We start from the raw sequence: 16,057 nt of genomic DNA, 5'->3' as shown, positions 1-16,057 counted from the left end.
CCTTATTTTTTCAGCCAGCTCATCATCTTACGCAACTGAGCACCAACTTTTTCACTCTGGTGTTCTGCATGTACTCTACGCATTGCCAAGAAGTGTGCACGACCTGCAGATTTGTTTTCTGTAATCCAGTTTCCAGCAAATGTTCCATCCTGGATTTCTGATAATACTTTCTTCATTTCTTTTCTTGTATCTTCTGTAATCAGACGTTTACCTGTTACATAATCACCATATTCAGCTGTATCAGAGATAGAATAACGCATCATTGCGAATCCACCACTGTTGATCAAATCAACGATCAGCTTCATTTCATGGATACATTCAAAGTATGCCATTTCAGGAGCATAACCAGCTTCTACCAAAGTATCAAAACCAGCCTGCATTAATTCACAGACACCACCACATAATACTGCCTGTTCACCGAATAAGTCAGTTTCTGTTTCTTCTTTAAATGTTGTTTCAATGATACCTGCACGACCTGCACCAATACCACATGCATAAGCTAATGCATAATCACGTGCTTTACCGCTTTCATCCTGGTGAATAGCAATTAATGAAGGAACACCACGGCCTTCTAAGTATTGAGAACGTACTGTGTGTCCTGGCCCCTTAGGTGCACACATCACAACATCAACACCTTTTGGCGCAACGATCTGGTTGAAGTGAATAGCGAAACCATGAGCGAACATCAATACATTTCCTTCTTCCAGGTTTGGTTCAATATCTGCCTTGAAGATATCTGGCTGGTTCTGATCTGGTGTTAAGATCATTACAAAATCACCAGCTTTTGCGGCTTCTGCAGTATCCATAACAGTTAATCCAGCTTCTTCAGCTTTCGCACGACTTGCACTGCCTGGACGTAAACCAACAACAACATTGACACCACTATCTTTTAAGTTCTGTGCATGGGCATGACCCTGACTTCCATAACCGATAATTGCGACAGTTTTTCCTTTCAATAAATCTAAATTGCAATCTGAATCATAATACATTTTAACCATTTTCTTTTCCTCCTGTTATTTATCTTTCTTTTTTATTTATTTTATTGAAACACGTGTGTGTTTAATAAACGGTTTCTTGGCTGAGTGCAAGTGCTGCACCGCCGGTTCTGCATACTTCTTTGATATGATATTCACGAAGTTCTTCAACGAAGAAATTAATCGTTGCCGGTGTTGCGGTAACCTCAATAATACAACAATCATCTTCTATAATCTGTTTACGTCCACCAAAGTCTTCTAATACACCATCTAGTGCTTCTAGCTGTTCTTTACCAGGTGCAAGCTTGATTAATGCAACTTCACGAATGAACTGCTGTTCATCCGGTATCAGTGAAACGATTTTCACATCTTCCAGTTTATCTAACTGTAAACGAATCTGGTTGATGATATTCTCATCACCATGTGTCGCAATCGTTACTCTTGAATAACCTGGATTTTCTGTTTCTCCTACGGCCAGAGAGTCAATGTTAAATCCTCGCTGACTAAACAAATTCGTAATTCTTGTAAGTACCCCGAAATGGTTTTCAACCAACAGGGACAATATTACATTATTCATTCTATCCTTCCCTTCTAATTTCCATACAGGATGATGTCTTTTCCACTCTTTCCAGGTGGAATGATTGGATATACACAATCATCTTTATCAATCATGCAGTCAACGATGCATGGTACTTTACTTTTGATTGCTTCTTTCATAACGTTTTCAATTTCATAACGATTATGAATTCTAAATCCTTTAGCGCCAAATGCTTCTGCCAGTTTTACATAATCTGTCTTACGATCAATGCTTGTATTTGAATAGCGGTGTTCATAAAACAATGTCTGCCATTGTCGAACCATACCAAGAACTGTATTATTGAAAATCAATACCACAATAGGAATGTTTTCACTAACTGCGACCGCCATTTCATTCATGTTCATATGGAAACTTCCATCCCCTGTTACAAGGACAACTGGACGATTTGGATTGGCGACTTTTGTACCAATAGCAGCACCCATGCCAAATCCCATCGTACCAAGTCCACAAGATGAAATAAAACTTCTAGGTCTTGAGAACTGATAATATTGTGCCATGATCATCTGGTGCTGACCAACATCGGTAACGATGATGGCATCTTCTCCAACAATCTTATGCAGGGTTGTTGCCAAATCTCTAGGATCTACACCATCGCCTTCTTTTGGTGTAGGAAGTCCCACTTTGGTTTTAAAATCTTTTAACGTATCGGTCCATTCTTTATGTTTGGTTTCTGGCATACGCTGAATCATTTTCTTTAAGATATATCTTGCATCTCCAACAATGGAAATATCGGTTGCGACATTTTTTGAAATTTCTGATGCATCAATATCAAAATGAATAATTTTCGCATTCTTTCCAAATTCTTCACGATTGCCTGCTACACGATCTGAAAATCTGGCTCCGATAGCAATAATCAAATCGGTATTTAATGTTGCATAATTACTAACCGGTGTACCATGCATTCCAATCATACCCAGATATAAATCATAATCAAATGGTACAGAAGATAAGCCCATCATAGAACAGCTGATTGGTATATCCATATGCTTTGAGAATTTCAATAATTCTTTTGTTGCATTAGAACTTAACACACCACCACCGGCATAAATCATTGGACGTTTTGCTTTCATGATTTCTTCCAGTGCCTGTTCAAATATTTCATCATCTACCTTTGGCAGTTTACGAATGCGATAACGTGGCAGTTTTACATATTCTGTAACTGCTGCAGTCACATCTTTTGGAATATCAATCAATACTGGACCTTTTCTTCCAGAATTCGCAATGACAAATGCTTTTCTTACGATTGCTGCTAAATCATCTACATGTTGAACAATAAAATTATGTTTGGTGATTGGCATCGTAATACCAGCGATATTTACTTCCTGGAAAGAATCCCTTCCTAACAAGTCATTACTTACATTTCCGGTAATTGCAATTAATGGAATAGAATCCATATAAGCTGTCGCAATTCCTGTTACCAGATTCGTTGCTCCCGGCCCTGATGTCGCAAGACATACCCCGGTTTTTCCTGTTGATCTAGCATATCCATCTGCTGCATGTGCAGCTCCTTGTTCATGGCTGCTAACGATATGACGGATGTCCTCACTTCTTTCATATAATGCGTCATAGATATTTAATACAGAACCACCTGGATAACCAAAGATGGTATCTACTCCCTGATCAATCAATGCCTGTATCAAAATCTGCGATCCATTCATTTTCATAACATTTCCTCCTTTACTCCATGGTAATATCGTATCCCTTTTTTCTTAATGATTTAATCAAACTTTCTCCATGTTCTTTACTTCTTACTTCTACTGCCAGATGTAATATGGTTTCATTCAGATTTAGATCTGCCTGAATTCGGTCATATTGGATTTGTATAATATTTGCATTTGCTACTGTAATCAAATGCGTCAAATGCTCTAAAGCACCTGGAACATCTAACATCAACACCTTGAATTTCATATTTCTTCCACGTGTCACAAGACCTTTTTCAACGACTTTATGAATGAAGCTTACATCAATATTCCCTCCGGATAAAACGCATACAACACGTTTTCCTTTACAATCGATTTTACCATTCAATACTGCCGCAAGACTTGCTGCACCAGATGGCTCCACAACTTGTTTTTCTCTTTCTAATAGTAGCAGAATCGTAGAAGCGATATCATTATCATTCACGGTAACCATATCATCTACATTCTGATTGATGAGATCCACTGTTAATTTACCAGGCTGGTTGACTGCGATACCATCAGCAATCGTATTTACATGATCTGTGGTCGTATACGCTTTTTTATGGAAAGACTGTACAATAGCACTAGCACCTTCCGCCTGTACACCAATCACTTTAATCCTTGGATTGATATGCTTAGCATAATAACTGATGCCGGCAAGTAATCCACCACCACCTGCAGGAACAACAATCATATCAACATTTGGTAAATCATGACAGATTTCATAAGCAATGGTTCCCTGTCCTGCGATAACATCTTCATCATCAAAGGGATGAATAAATGTTGCGTTCTTTTCTTTTTGAAGCTTTAATGCTTCCTGATAACATTCATCATAACAATCACCAGCAAGTACCACATCTGCGCCATAACCCTGGGTAGCGCTTACTTTCGCTATGGGTGTACTCTTTGGCATAACGATTGTCGCATGCATTCCTAACAGGCTGCTTGCATAACTGACACCTTGTGCATGATTACCAGCACTGCTTGCAATGACTTCGGTTGTTTTTCCTTCCTCTTTCAATTTGGCTAATTTGTTAAAGGCTCCACGGACCTTAAATGATCCTGTCTTTTGTCTGTTCTCACATTTCAGATATAAATCGCATCCACTCATTTGCGAAAAGGTACGAGAACTTGTGACCTTTACATTATGGATATTGCCCATGAGGCGCTGTGCAGCCTGCTCGATATCTTTACAATCCATATATTTCCTCCTCTATGACCTGACTCAACTCTTATAAAAAAGCAGCCCTCCGAATAGATAGCTGCTTTTCTTTCTTTACTCACATCCTTGTGCCTAAACAAAAATGATCTGTTGTGAAGAACCTAACGAATGAGGTTATCGGAAAGAAAAACAGATTGACGTAGGACTATGAGAATAATAATGACGATTAAACTATAGAATACTTGCATCTGGTTCACCTTCCTTCACGTTGTTGATGTGTATAAGGATAAAACTTTTTCAGTAATTTGTCAATGCTTTTTACAATTATTTTCATAATAATTGTAAATTTTGTTACATTGCGTTTGTAAATTGTATCAAAATATGAAACAATGCTTTTCAAATGTCTTTTCAACCGTTATAATGATGGTAATTGTAAAAGGGAGGAATTATATATGTATAAGGAATGTGCGAAACTTATTTTATATCGCAATTTAGGAAAAGACAGTATCCTATATCAATTATCTGAAATATTTCGGGATTTTGATACGGAAGCCGATAGTGAAACTCATTTGATTGAACGAATCTATGAACAAATCAAAGCATTACTTGATTTATCTACCATGTATGGATTTGATGATAACTTATGGCACAATTATCTGACATTCATATTATTGATGAATGAAAACAGTTTTACATTAGTAAGTGAAAAACAGGGGGCAATGGATGGCAGTGTCAATCAGTTCGCATTAAATGATTGTAAAGTGTTTAAAGCATTATTTGATTTTGACTTCTCAGAAATTGAAGCATCTTTAGATATCAACTGTTTCAGTATCATCAGCAATTATCATGCCGTTACCAAAAAAGAACGCATGTATAATAAGAATGTAAGTGTTATGGTGCGTTCGATATCCAAAGCTATTGAACAGGTAAAAAATGAAAATGAAATCTTTCAAATCATCACAGATTTCTATCAACAATATGGAGTTGGCATGTTTGGCTTGAATAAAGCCTTCCGTATCCGTCCAAATGATGAAGGCGTAGAATTCCTTCCCATCAATAATATGGAAAGTGTATATCTTAATGATCTTGTCGGCTATGAGCTACAAAAAGAAATGCTGGTAGAAAACACAAAGGCTTTTGTGAACGGGAAACCGGCCAACAATGTCTTATTATATGGAGATGCCGGCACTGGTAAATCCACCAGTATCAAAGCTATCGTCAATGAATTTTATGAAGATGGCTTACGTATGATTGAAATCTATAAACATCAATTTAAGGATCTATCCAATATCATTGCGCAAATCAAAAACCGTAATTATCGTTTCATTATCTATATGGATGATCTATCCTTTGAGGAATTTGAGATTGAATACAAATTCTTGAAAGCTGTCATAGAAGGTGGCGTTGAAACAAAACCAGACAATGTATTAATTTACGCAACCAGTAATCGACGTCATCTAGTAAAAGAAACATGGAATGATCGTGATGATATGAGTGATGATGGTTTACATCATTCTGATACAATGCAAGAAAAATTAAGTCTTGTGGCACGTTTTGGGTTAAGTATCTGTTATGAAAAACCTAATCAAAAGAATTATTTCCATATCGTATGCGAACTTGCGAAAAAACATCCAGAGCTGAATATGAGTGAAGATGAATTATGTGCTGAAGCAAGAAAATGGGAATTAAGTCATGGTGGTACCAGTGGTCGTGCTGCCCAGCAGTTGATCAATTATCTTTTAGGAAAAGTTGAATAAATGAAAAAGAATCACAGGAAGCAAAGCACTTTGCGAAATTCCTGTGATTTTTTTATTTTTAAGGAATACCACCTTTTTCAAAATATTCTTACAATTATTTTATATCATGGGTATGAAAAAGCAGTTAATCTATAAAAGACTAGCTGCTTTAAACACAATATAAAATTTACTCCAAAGCTTCAATATTGCCTGTTTGTATTGCATTTATATTACTAGCAATTTTATCTTTCGGCCAATTCCACCATTTTATTTTTTGCAAGGATGATATGGTTTCCTCAGTAAAGCGTTTCTTAATTATCTTTGCAGGAACACCACCTACAATTGCATATGGCGAAACATCTTTTGTAACGACAGCACGAGTACCTATGATTGCACCATCACCAATAGTTACACCAGCCATGATAACAGCTTCATAACCTAGCCATACATCATTAACTATTACAATATCACCTTTATTATCCCAAGAATCGATGACATCTTTCTTATCTAAACTCCATTCCTCAAAGAATAAAGGAAAGGGATAAGTAGATAATGATTTCATCGTATGATTTGCACTGTTAAACAAGAACCTGGCACCACAGCCAATTGAACAGAACTTTCCAATTATTAGTTTGTCATGATTGATTGAATAATGATACAAAACATTATTTTTCTCAAACTGAGTAGGATCATTTACAAAATCGTTATACATAGTAAAGTCACCTACCTCAATATTTGGATTGGTAATTATATATTTTAAATAAATTGTCTGTTTATCTCCTGAACGGGGATAAGCTTGTTTTACCGAAATAGTCATGTTAATTTTCTCCTAAATTTGACCTAGTTTCTTAAGACTACTTCGGTTTATGCAATACAAAGCCTCATTTCAACCACCTCTTTGTGCGTATTATATCCCAAATTAAAGATACTTTCAATCAGAAATTAGCTACACATTATTTCTTATCTTACTCATATTTTTAAATTTCATTTAATACTTGATTGACAATTTTATCTAATTCTACATGAACATCTCTGAAATTCAATTTTCGGTTGTTAGCTATATAAGTTATCATTCCATCTTTATTTGCTATGCTTTTTCCGGCCACAGTTTCTATTGCATTAATATAATTTTCAAAATAAATCACCATGGATTTTTTTAATGAAATATCTTTAAATATTTTATCATATATTGCCTTATTTCTTAGATCATAATCAATATCTTTTAAGTTTTTATTATTACTATTATATGAAAGTATACCAAGTGGCTTTTTCCTTTGGGAAAACCTCGAATTTATTAAGCTTAGTGTTCTGAACAAATCTTTACAGGCACTTTCTTCTAATCGATCAATATCTTCAATCACTAACATAATGTTGTCTTTTTGTATAAGATTATCAATTGATTGTACATAATAAGATTGATGAATTTTCGTTGTATTCTTAGAATGAACTATCGCATATGGAAGTAAATATTTTGTGATTATATATGCAATAAATACAGAACCACAAATCAAAATGATATCTTTCGAATTGATTAAAAAATTAATAACTCCATAATCATTTAGTAAATTAATTAAATTTTTATAAACATCATTTTTATTGAGTGCTCCCATAAAATATAATTTTATAATTTCATGTATATGATTTGATAATATAGTTAATAAATGGATTATTTGATTTATTAATGTATATAAGGCAATTATCATTGCAATTTCAAAAATTTTCACAGATTTGTCTAGTTTATTAAGCCCTTTTGTATTATCCTTGATTTTTGAATATATTAAATAGAGAAAATCATTATCATAATTTTCTTCCCATGGCGAAATAACGATTGTCTTATATCCTTGTGCACTCAAAAAAGAAAAATCTAAAACGCTTTTTCCAACACCGAACTTTCCATCATGCAATATCCATTTCCTAATATCTCTAAGTTCTTGTGTTCTAAATAACTCTGTGTTTTCACCCAGCATAATATCATCTTCATAATAATATGCATTGTTAAGTAATAAAGATAGCTCTTTTACATATTGCTTTTTAGATGGTGATTTTCTTAAAAATTTTGATGGTTGCTTAAAAAACAATGCATAATGAAGCATTTCAATCACAGGATTATATATTGTTATTTCTGTCTGATATCTGAAAAGATTTAGATAAATATTACATCTATATTTTTTTCTTTTCCCATGTTTTTCATATTCTAGAACTAATTTCAATTTGCTTAAAGTGTTCGTAGTGTTTTTTATAACAAAATAAATATAACTTGTATCTATGTTTCCTTTTTCTATCTGTGCTGGATAATATTGATGATTTAATACATGTATTTTTAAGTTTGATATATCTTTCCCATTACTATCAAACTTTATTTTAAATATTCGTTTATCTGCTTCTTCATCTTTTTCATCATCAATGTCATCAAAATATATTGGATGTTCAATAATATCAATAAAATTTAAGCTGATATAACTAATATTGATTTTAAACTTTTCTGTTACAGGTATACAAATCAACAATGCTTCAATTAAAATATAAAACACGAATGGCATATAAGAAATACCTAAATCTGCATTGTTCACTTTTAGTTTTAGCAACAAATAAGAATTTAAAAAAATAACACGCTTAAAATTCATATCTTTTCTTAAAATCAGGCTTTCACATTTTCTAAATATTTTTTTATTTTTTAAAATATTATGAAAAAGAAATGAAAATAAAACAAACAAAAAAATTGATACAATACCAAATTCTATTCCATTCACATTATTTATATCTTTTGTAGATGAAACTTCTATAAGAAAAACTATTGATATGATCATAATTTGGGTTGTTATCGCTTTAAAATATGTTTTTATAAAAATCAATCTATCTCCTTGAATAGTCCTATAATATGCAAAACAATAAATTGGTAATATCCCTAATAAAATGAAAATAAAGAACAAAATAATTGCTTCAATTATAGAAATTTTATCTATTACTACCAATATATATGGACATAATATCGCAATCATCAATAAAGCAGTTATAATAATCGCAAATATATAGCCTACTTTATTTCTTTCTTCTAACATTTTTCCTAATTTCAACTGTAAATCCCCCTCATTTATCAATATATAAATTATACCAAATTTTCTCTATAAAATGTTTACCAAAAAGAGAAAAAAGAGCACCAAATACAATTTCATCTGGTACTCTTCCCTTATTTTATAATTTCATAGCCGCAAGTGCACCATCACGTACTGCTTCTAATGCCTGTGCAACTTCCTTACTATCGCCGATATTATATACTTCTTTATGATCTTTTAATTCTTCATACAATGTGCTATCTGATTTAGAACCTGTCGCATAAACGATATGTGTAAAAGTCTTTTTGATCAACTCGTTATTTTGTTCAAGTGTGACGGTATTGCCTTCTACTTTACATAGACGTGTATTCGTCATCATGTTAATACCGGATGCATATAGGCGTTTCATCATACCAATACGATCATTGATCACCATAACTTTGGCAATTTCATCTTCCATTTCGATAATGGTAATCGCAAGTGGTCCTCTAGCTTGATGACATAAATGTTCACTGACTTCACATCCAACCATGCCTCCACCGACAACTAAGACATTTCCACCAGGAATGACAACATTGTTTTCAATGATATTCCATGCAGTGATTGCGGTATCAAGATCAACTCCTGGAATTGGTGGAATGCTTTCTTTCGCACCCGTAGCACAGATGATTGCATCATAATCCTTTGCCATTTCTTTTGTAAATGGTGTCTGTAGATGAATGTTGACACCTAAACGCTGACATTCATTTTTCAAATAGATTACCCATTTGCTAATGGATTGTTTATGTGGTGGGATGCATGCTAAACATAATTGTCCACCTAAGTGATCACTGCTCTCATATAGTGTAACATCATGTCCTCGAAGTGCTGCCCAGCGAGCTGCCGCAAGACCGCCAATTCCACCACCTGCAATTGCCACATGTTTCTTTGTGGTACAAGGAATAATTTGCATCTCTTTTTCTCTGCCTACAGATGGATTGATGACGCAGGTCGCATGACGACGTTTTGTCTGTTCTCCAACACAGCCTAATACACATCCTGTACAAGGTGCAATTTCTTCATATTTTCCTTCTTTTGCTTTGTTTACAAAGTTTTCATCAGCCAATAAACTTCTACCTAATACAACACCATCCAAATGATCCTGATCTACAATCTTCATTGCCATCATTGGATCTGTTATTTTTCCTACAACAATCACAGGAATGGAAGCGACCTGTTTGATAGCTTTTGCCTGTGCAACATTGACACCTTCGATTTCTCCATGACTTGGAATAATTTTATTTGGTGATTCATATTGGGTACCACCACTGATTTCTAAAGCATCTACCCCATGTGCTTCTAATAGTGGTACTAATTGACAAATATCCAATACATGATTGCCACCATCTAATTTTTCATCCCCACTGATTCTTAAAATGATAGGGAAATCTTTACCACAGCGTTCTTTGATTGCATCCATCACCTCTAGCAATAATCTGGCACGATTTTCTAAACTGCCACCATACTGGTCACATCGTTTATTACGAAGTGGTGATAAGAAGCTGCCTAGCAGCATATAGGCATGGGCACAATGTAATTCAATGCCATCAAAGCCCGCAAGTTTTGCGTTATAGCTAGCCTGCGCATATAATTCAATGATATGAGGAATTTCTTCTAGTGTTACAGCTCTTGTTTTCTGCGCCATTGAATTTAAATACACACTGCTGGCAAGAGGTGGAATCCCCATAAAGGCACTGATACTTTCTGGTCCTGGATGCGTGATCTGAGGAATAATTTTTGCGCCTGCTTCATGTATCTTATCTGTAAATGCTTTATAGTGCTCAATGGATGCTTCACTTCTAAAACATAAGGTATTGCCTAAATAAGGCACGTTTGGATCTACACTTAATGCATCTAATATGATACAGCCAACACCGCCTCTTGCTCGTGCAAGCCAATATTCCTGCATAATATCATTGACTGTGCCTTCTTGACTTTCGTATCCTAAAGACATTGGCGCCATAAAAGTGGCATTGCGTAATTTCATAGAACCAATTGTGAGTTCTTCAAATAATTTTGATTTCATATTTCCTCCTATTTATAATGCTCTAGCAACTTCGTGTGCTTCTTTGATTGCATGTAATGCTCTTCTGGCTTGTTTTGCATCTCCAATTATATGATAAGGAATGGATAGTTCTTCACATGCCTTGCTCAGGGTTTCATGATTTCTTGCCTTTGAACCTACTGCCATAATCACACTGTCACATAGTACCTTTTCTTCTTTGCCATCTTTTTCAATCATGACACCATCTGGTAATATTTCTGTGACTTTTGCATTCACGATAGAATTGATTTGATTCATGTATAGGGATTCCATGACACAGATTTTACGAAGGGAGCCTAAATCTTTTGCGACTTCATCTAACATTTCTATAATGGTTACATTTTCACATCCATGTGCTTTTAGATATTCCGCAGTTTCTACACCAACAAGACCACCACCAATGACAACACAATGTCCATTTGTTTCTGTCATGCCATTTAGTACATCATGTGACTGGTATACCTGTTTTCCATCAGCGCCAGGAATTGGTAAGCTGATTGGTTCAGCGCCAATCGCAATAATCACTTCATCTGGTTTTATTTCCTTTATCAATTCATCGCTCACTTTCTGATTCATATGAATTTCTACACCCAGACGTTTTGCTTTTTCTCCATAAGATAATGCTGCTTCTTTCATTTCATTTTTTCTTGGTGCTTTGCCTGCGGTTAAAAACTGTCCGCCTAAATGATTGCCTGCTTCATAGACAACTGGTTCATGTCCTCTTTCTTTCAGGATGCATGCGGCTTCAAGACCTGCCACACCGCCTCCTGCAATCAATACTTTCTTTTTGTGTTGTGCAGGGTGTAATACATCTTGTGCTTCTTTACCTAAATATGGATTTCTTAAACAAGTAATAAATGGCATGGAAGGATCTGTAAATCCATCGTAACATCCTTGATCACAACCGATACAATAGGTAATTTCATCAATTTTTCCTGCTTTTGCTTTGTTACAGAAGTTCGCATCCGCTAGTTGTGCACGTCCCATCACGATCATATCTGCTTTATCTTCTTCCAGGATAGATTCTGCTAATTGTGGTGCATTGATACGACCAACTGCAATTGTTAACATACCGGTTTCTTTACGAATACGTGCAGCATTGTCTACATTAAAACCGTTTGGAATATCAATAGGTGGTACTTCATATTTCAATCCTGCCGTGATCATATTTCCACGAGATACATCTAATACATCTACACCTGCTTCTTTGGCAAGTTTACAGAAAGCAATGATATCTTCAATACTTAAGCCTTCTTTGAAATAATCATCCTGCGCATCGATACGCATAAGTAATGGCATATCTTCTGGCATATGCGCACGAATGGCACGAATACATTCTAATGGGAAACGTGCGCGATTTTCAAAGCTTCCTCCATATTCATCTTCACGATCATTTAAGCCAGGAGATAACATGGAGTGTGGCAAATAGTTATGGGCACAATGAAATTCGATACAATCATATCCTGCTTCCACAGCACGTCTTGCGCCCTGTCCAAAGCATTCTACAACTTCATGCAGTGTTTCTATAGTGACTGCTGGTATTGTATAACCATGTACATTCATATCACTGGCTACTAAAATTTGGGCTTTAGGATCCATCCCTGCGGCAATACTTCCCTGCCATAACTGAACACCGCATTTTCCACCTGCTTCATGAATTGCATCACAAAAACGTTTGTGAGAAGCAATGTAGCTGTCTTGATGGATACCTAAAAACTTACGTGGGGCACTTGGTGTATGAACGCTACAAACTTCACTAAGATTTAGCCCACATCCTCCTTTGACTCTTGCGACCTGATAGTCAATGATCTGCTGCGTCACATTTCCATCCTCCGCAGCCATTTTGGTTCCCATGGCAGGAAATACAACACGATTGTTTAAATGCATTCCCTTGATATCAATGGGTGTAAATAGTTTTTCAAACATAGAAAAAACCTCCTTATTGTTACTTCTATTATAGCGCTTACAATCAGAGGCTTCTTATCATATAGTATTGTGAAATTCTCATTTTTGTAGATTTCGATAGGCACTGGGCGTACAGCCAACAGCTTTTTGAAAAGCTCGCTGAAATGTCATCATACTCTCAAATCCACAATCTAAGGCAATATGGGTAATCTGCATATCTGTAGCTTTTAATAATGCTTTCGCAAAGTGGATACGGATACGTTGTAATTCCTGATAAAAACTTGTGTCATAGCTTTCCTTCAACAATTGTGATATGGCATGTGGAGTCGTATCTAAAGCAACTGCTAAAGATTCTATTGTGACAGCTTGAAAAAAATGCAGGTATAAATACTGTTCAATTTTCAAAAATAAATCTTGATGTTCGTAAATATGCAGTTCATCCATGATATGTTCTTTTCGATATTGTAAGGGATGCATACCGGTATAGCTTTCAAATACACGATAAAATGTAGCTGTACTGTCAAAATTCATTAAATCTGAAATATAAGATATTGATAATTCTTCAAAATGCAGTAAAGCACAGGCGTTGATTACCTTGCCATACTGGGTCAGTTCTTTTAATGTATATCCACAGCGTTCTTTGATCATTTGATTTACATAATGGGGATTGCGATTGATTTTATCTGCGATATCCTGTAATGATACATCACTTGCCGGTGCACACAGGATATGTTGAATGGCTTTCCAGACTTCATCATGTGTTTGTTTATTTTTTGATGATAAGGCATAGCGGCAAAACAGCATATGGATTTCCATGGTTAGATATAAAATCAGATTCTTAGCGCCAAATTGTTTTTCCTGCTGTTCCTTGCAAAGACGCATAATACATTCTTTGATATATGGCTCCTCACATTTCATATATGGTCTTGTTTCATATACCAGCTGTGCATTTTTGCCACGTTCATGCTTCTCCCAGATCATATGCATAAATACTCCGATATAAAAACGGATGATCACGACTTCTACGGATGAAATAATGGATGCTTCATATAGATGATAAGGATACATACATAAAAATGTATCTTTTTCTAATGGAAAGTGTTCCCCATTGATACAGATATCCCCTTTTCCATTCAACACATACCAAAGTTCTGCCTGTATATGTCGATGTAAGGGAATATCTTTTTTGATCGTGGTATGTATGACCTGAATTTCTTTTTCTTTATATTGATCATAATAATCAATGCCTGTAAACCAATCCTTTTGTTGTTTCATATGCTTTTTCCTTTTTTCTTATTATACTATATTTTTCATCACCAGCAAAAGAAAACGTGGCATATTTGCCACGCATTTTCTAATACCGGTTAGTTGCCGCCTGGACCATCCTTACGTTCTCTGGTATCAGGATAATATTTCAGGTTGTTATTGGTCCATTGGTTATTGCCAGCTGTTTTCTTGTTGTCCTGCTCATATGCAGGTTTTTTCGTTTCTTTCATTTTCATCACCCATCTTATTATGGATGTTTACCCTGAAACGTATTCTTCTTTTAAAATACTATAAATCATATCATCATACACAATTCCCTGATATCCTTTTAAACATCTGCGAATGACACCTTCTTTTTGAAATCCCAAAGCTTCTACCAAATGCATAGAAGCCGTATTTTCACATAATACCCTTACAGATATCACATCCATTTCATCATCGTAAAAGATATGATGTATCAATGCTGTCATTGCCTCTTTCATATATCCCTGATGTGCATATGCTTCCTCTAAGTAACAGGATAAACTACATGCTTTCACGCCATATCGAAGACTATCACGTTCCACAAAAATTGCCCCAATAACTTTTTGCGAATTGATCATTTCTAACATATACACTGGTTCATCTTTATCCATCAACATGGTGTGAATTTGTTTTTTATTCATTTCTTTTAAGCCATTATAACGTAATACATAAGGTGTGTTTTGTATTTTATAAATTGCATCAACATCCTCATCACATGGCTTTCTGATAGATAAGCGTTTTGTTTTTAATATATTCATGCTGCTTGCCCAAAAACAGATGTAAACGCCTGAATATTGTTTTGCGTTTTACTTTTATCATATACCGCAAACAAGATTTCATGAAAACCTGATTTCATATCTTCATCTATCAATAATTCTTTCCATATCTGCGCAATTCGTTTGGGATCATTGCGAAATACCCCACATCCAAATGCACCTAAGATGATATGTGTATTTCCCATTTCATGAAACAACATCAAAATCTTTCGCATTCTGGTTTTCATCATCCGATAACATGCTTCTTCATCTTCCCCTCGTGACAATGCAACGCCAAGATTTACTGCAGGACTGGTAATGATATCCGCTAACTTTGGTTCTGGTAAAAACGCATATTGTTCATCACGGATATAGACAACATCTGAGGAATAAATCATGGTATCACTGTAACATTTTGTCTTAATAGATTGATGATAGTCATAAAATTCTTTTTGAAAACGAAGCTGTGTTACATACAGATTACTGCCAAAACATAAACTTTCCTCCTGTGCTAGTGAACCATTTAAAAATCCACCACCAGGATGATAGGCACTGGCGAAATTCAATACACCGTATTTTTGATTTGTTCTGGTAATTGCCTGAATGATATCAATGTTTTCAATTGTGATCTTTCCAGCAAGTGGTTTTGTGAAAGGAAACTGTAACTGTTCACTTTGTGATACAGATATTAATCTGCATACATCCAAACTATGGGCATGCTTTTCTTTCAAATCAATTTTTTGTTCATGATATAAATAATACCCCTGCCTGAAACAGTCTAATGTCTGTTGGGCAATCGTACTTAATTCATTTCTTTTCATA

General features: G+C 35.1%; 13 protein-coding genes. 1 reads left to right on the top strand and 12 read right to left on the bottom strand.

What is annotated here, in order from left to right; all coding sequences use genetic code 11:
- Positions 1-2 precede the first annotated feature (2 nt).
- From ilvC to ilvA, 4 genes are all read right to left on the bottom strand, one after another.
- The gene (gene ilvC / locus DW761_RS11485; RefSeq protein ID WP_117452368.1) at positions 3-998 is read right to left on the bottom strand and encodes a ketol-acid reductoisomerase; all 996 of its coding nucleotides are present in this window, start codon (positions 996-998) and stop codon (positions 3-5) included.
- Positions 999-1,059: 61 nt separating this feature from the next.
- Entirely contained in the window at positions 1,060-1,551 is a 492-nt protein-coding gene (gene ilvN / locus DW761_RS11480) for an acetolactate synthase small subunit (RefSeq protein WP_117452369.1), read from the bottom strand.
- 14 nt (positions 1,552-1,565) lie between these two features.
- Positions 1,566-3,236: a biosynthetic-type acetolactate synthase large subunit gene (gene ilvB / locus DW761_RS11475; RefSeq protein WP_117452370.1), complete on the bottom strand. Its 1,671-nt coding sequence runs from the start codon at positions 3,234-3,236 to the stop codon at positions 1,566-1,568.
- Between the two features lie 13 nt (positions 3,237-3,249).
- On the bottom strand, positions 3,250-4,452 hold the full coding sequence (gene ilvA / locus DW761_RS11470; protein WP_117452371.1) for a threonine ammonia-lyase: 1,203 nt from the start codon (positions 4,450-4,452) through the stop codon (positions 3,250-3,252).
- Positions 4,453-4,865: 413 nt separating this feature from the next.
- Here ilvA and DW761_RS11465 point away from each other — a divergent pair, with 413 nt between their 5' ends.
- On the top strand, positions 4,866-6,170 hold the full coding sequence (locus DW761_RS11465; protein ID WP_117518228.1) for an ATP-binding protein: 1,305 nt from the start codon (positions 4,866-4,868) through the stop codon (positions 6,168-6,170).
- A 166-nt stretch (positions 6,171-6,336) separates the two neighbouring features.
- Here DW761_RS11465 and DW761_RS11460 read toward each other — a convergent pair whose 3' ends face one another.
- The 8 genes from DW761_RS11460 to DW761_RS11430 all read right to left on the bottom strand — a co-directional run bounded on the left by DW761_RS11460 (position 6,337) and on the right by DW761_RS11430 (position 16,056).
- Positions 6,337-6,966, bottom strand: coding sequence for a CatB-related O-acetyltransferase (locus tag DW761_RS11460; protein ID WP_117518227.1), 630 nt, complete (start codon positions 6,964-6,966; stop codon positions 6,337-6,339).
- A 160-nt stretch (positions 6,967-7,126) separates the two neighbouring features.
- Positions 7,127-9,223, bottom strand: a complete 2,097-nt coding sequence (locus tag DW761_RS11455) for a hypothetical protein (protein ID WP_117518226.1) — start codon at positions 9,221-9,223, stop codon at positions 7,127-7,129.
- Positions 9,224-9,341: 118 nt separating this feature from the next.
- On the bottom strand, positions 9,342-11,267 hold the full coding sequence (locus DW761_RS11450) for an FAD-dependent oxidoreductase (RefSeq protein WP_117518225.1): 1,926 nt from the start codon (positions 11,265-11,267) through the stop codon (positions 9,342-9,344).
- 12 nt (positions 11,268-11,279) lie between these two features.
- The gene (locus tag DW761_RS11445; protein ID WP_117518224.1) at positions 11,280-13,211 is read right to left on the bottom strand and encodes an FAD-dependent oxidoreductase; all 1,932 of its coding nucleotides are present in this window, start codon (positions 13,209-13,211) and stop codon (positions 11,280-11,282) included.
- 78 nt (positions 13,212-13,289) lie between these two features.
- Positions 13,290-14,465: an AraC family transcriptional regulator gene (locus tag DW761_RS11440; protein ID WP_117518223.1), complete on the bottom strand. Its 1,176-nt coding sequence runs from the start codon at positions 14,463-14,465 to the stop codon at positions 13,290-13,292.
- 89 nt (positions 14,466-14,554) lie between these two features.
- Positions 14,555-14,686: a hypothetical protein gene (locus DW761_RS21655; RefSeq protein WP_255411888.1), complete on the bottom strand. Its 132-nt coding sequence runs from the start codon at positions 14,684-14,686 to the stop codon at positions 14,555-14,557.
- A gap of 27 nt (positions 14,687-14,713) precedes the next feature.
- Positions 14,714-15,238, bottom strand: a complete 525-nt coding sequence (locus tag DW761_RS11435; protein ID WP_117518222.1) for a GNAT family N-acetyltransferase — start codon at positions 15,236-15,238, stop codon at positions 14,714-14,716.
- A complete protein-coding gene (locus DW761_RS11430; protein WP_117518221.1) occupies positions 15,235-16,056 on the bottom strand; it encodes a TIGR02452 family protein in 822 nt (273 codons plus the stop codon). Before DW761_RS11430 ends, DW761_RS11435 begins: the two co-directional genes overlap by 4 nt.
- Between the last annotated feature and the right edge of the window lies 1 nt (position 16,057).

This window comes from Absiella sp. AM29-15 (assembly GCF_003434225.1).
In the GTDB taxonomy this organism is placed as follows: domain Bacteria; phylum Bacillota_I; class Bacilli_A; order Erysipelotrichales; family Erysipelotrichaceae; genus Hoskinsella; species Hoskinsella hominis.
The sequence above is the reverse complement of the archived record's forward strand: the minus strand, read 5'-3'. Positions and strand labels throughout refer to the sequence as shown.

What these genes read in the sequence shown, in the direction of transcription:
- DW761_RS21655 (WP_255411888.1), bottom strand. Translation starts at nt 14,686, where the DNA reads ATGAAAGAAACGAAAAAACCTGCATATGAGCAGGACAACAAGAAAACA.
- DW761_RS11460 (WP_117518227.1), bottom strand. Translation starts at nt 6,966, where the DNA reads ATGACTATTTCGGTAAAACAAGCTTATCCCCGTTCAGGAGATAAACAG.
- ilvC (WP_117452368.1), bottom strand. Translation starts at nt 998, where the DNA reads ATGGTTAAAATGTATTATGATTCAGATTGCAATTTAGATTTATTGAAA.
- DW761_RS11465 (WP_117518228.1), top strand. Translation starts at nt 4,866, where the DNA reads ATGTATAAGGAATGTGCGAAACTTATTTTATATCGCAATTTAGGAAAA.
- ilvN (WP_117452369.1), bottom strand. Translation starts at nt 1,551, where the DNA reads ATGAATAATGTAATATTGTCCCTGTTGGTTGAAAACCATTTCGGGGTA.
- DW761_RS11450 (WP_117518225.1), bottom strand. Translation starts at nt 11,267, where the DNA reads ATGAAATCAAAATTATTTGAAGAACTCACAATTGGTTCTATGAAATTA.
- ilvA (WP_117452371.1), bottom strand. Translation starts at nt 4,452, where the DNA reads ATGGATTGTAAAGATATCGAGCAGGCTGCACAGCGCCTCATGGGCAAT.
- DW761_RS11430 (WP_117518221.1), bottom strand. Translation starts at nt 16,056, where the DNA reads ATGAAAAGAAATGAATTAAGTACGATTGCCCAACAGACATTAGACTGT.
- DW761_RS11435 (WP_117518222.1), bottom strand. Translation starts at nt 15,238, where the DNA reads ATGAATATATTAAAAACAAAACGCTTATCTATCAGAAAGCCATGTGAT.
- DW761_RS11440 (WP_117518223.1), bottom strand. Translation starts at nt 14,465, where the DNA reads ATGAAACAACAAAAGGATTGGTTTACAGGCATTGATTATTATGATCAA.
- ilvB (WP_117452370.1), bottom strand. Translation starts at nt 3,236, where the DNA reads ATGAAAATGAATGGATCGCAGATTTTGATACAGGCATTGATTGATCAG.
- DW761_RS11445 (WP_117518224.1), bottom strand. Translation starts at nt 13,211, where the DNA reads ATGTTTGAAAAACTATTTACACCCATTGATATCAAGGGAATGCATTTA.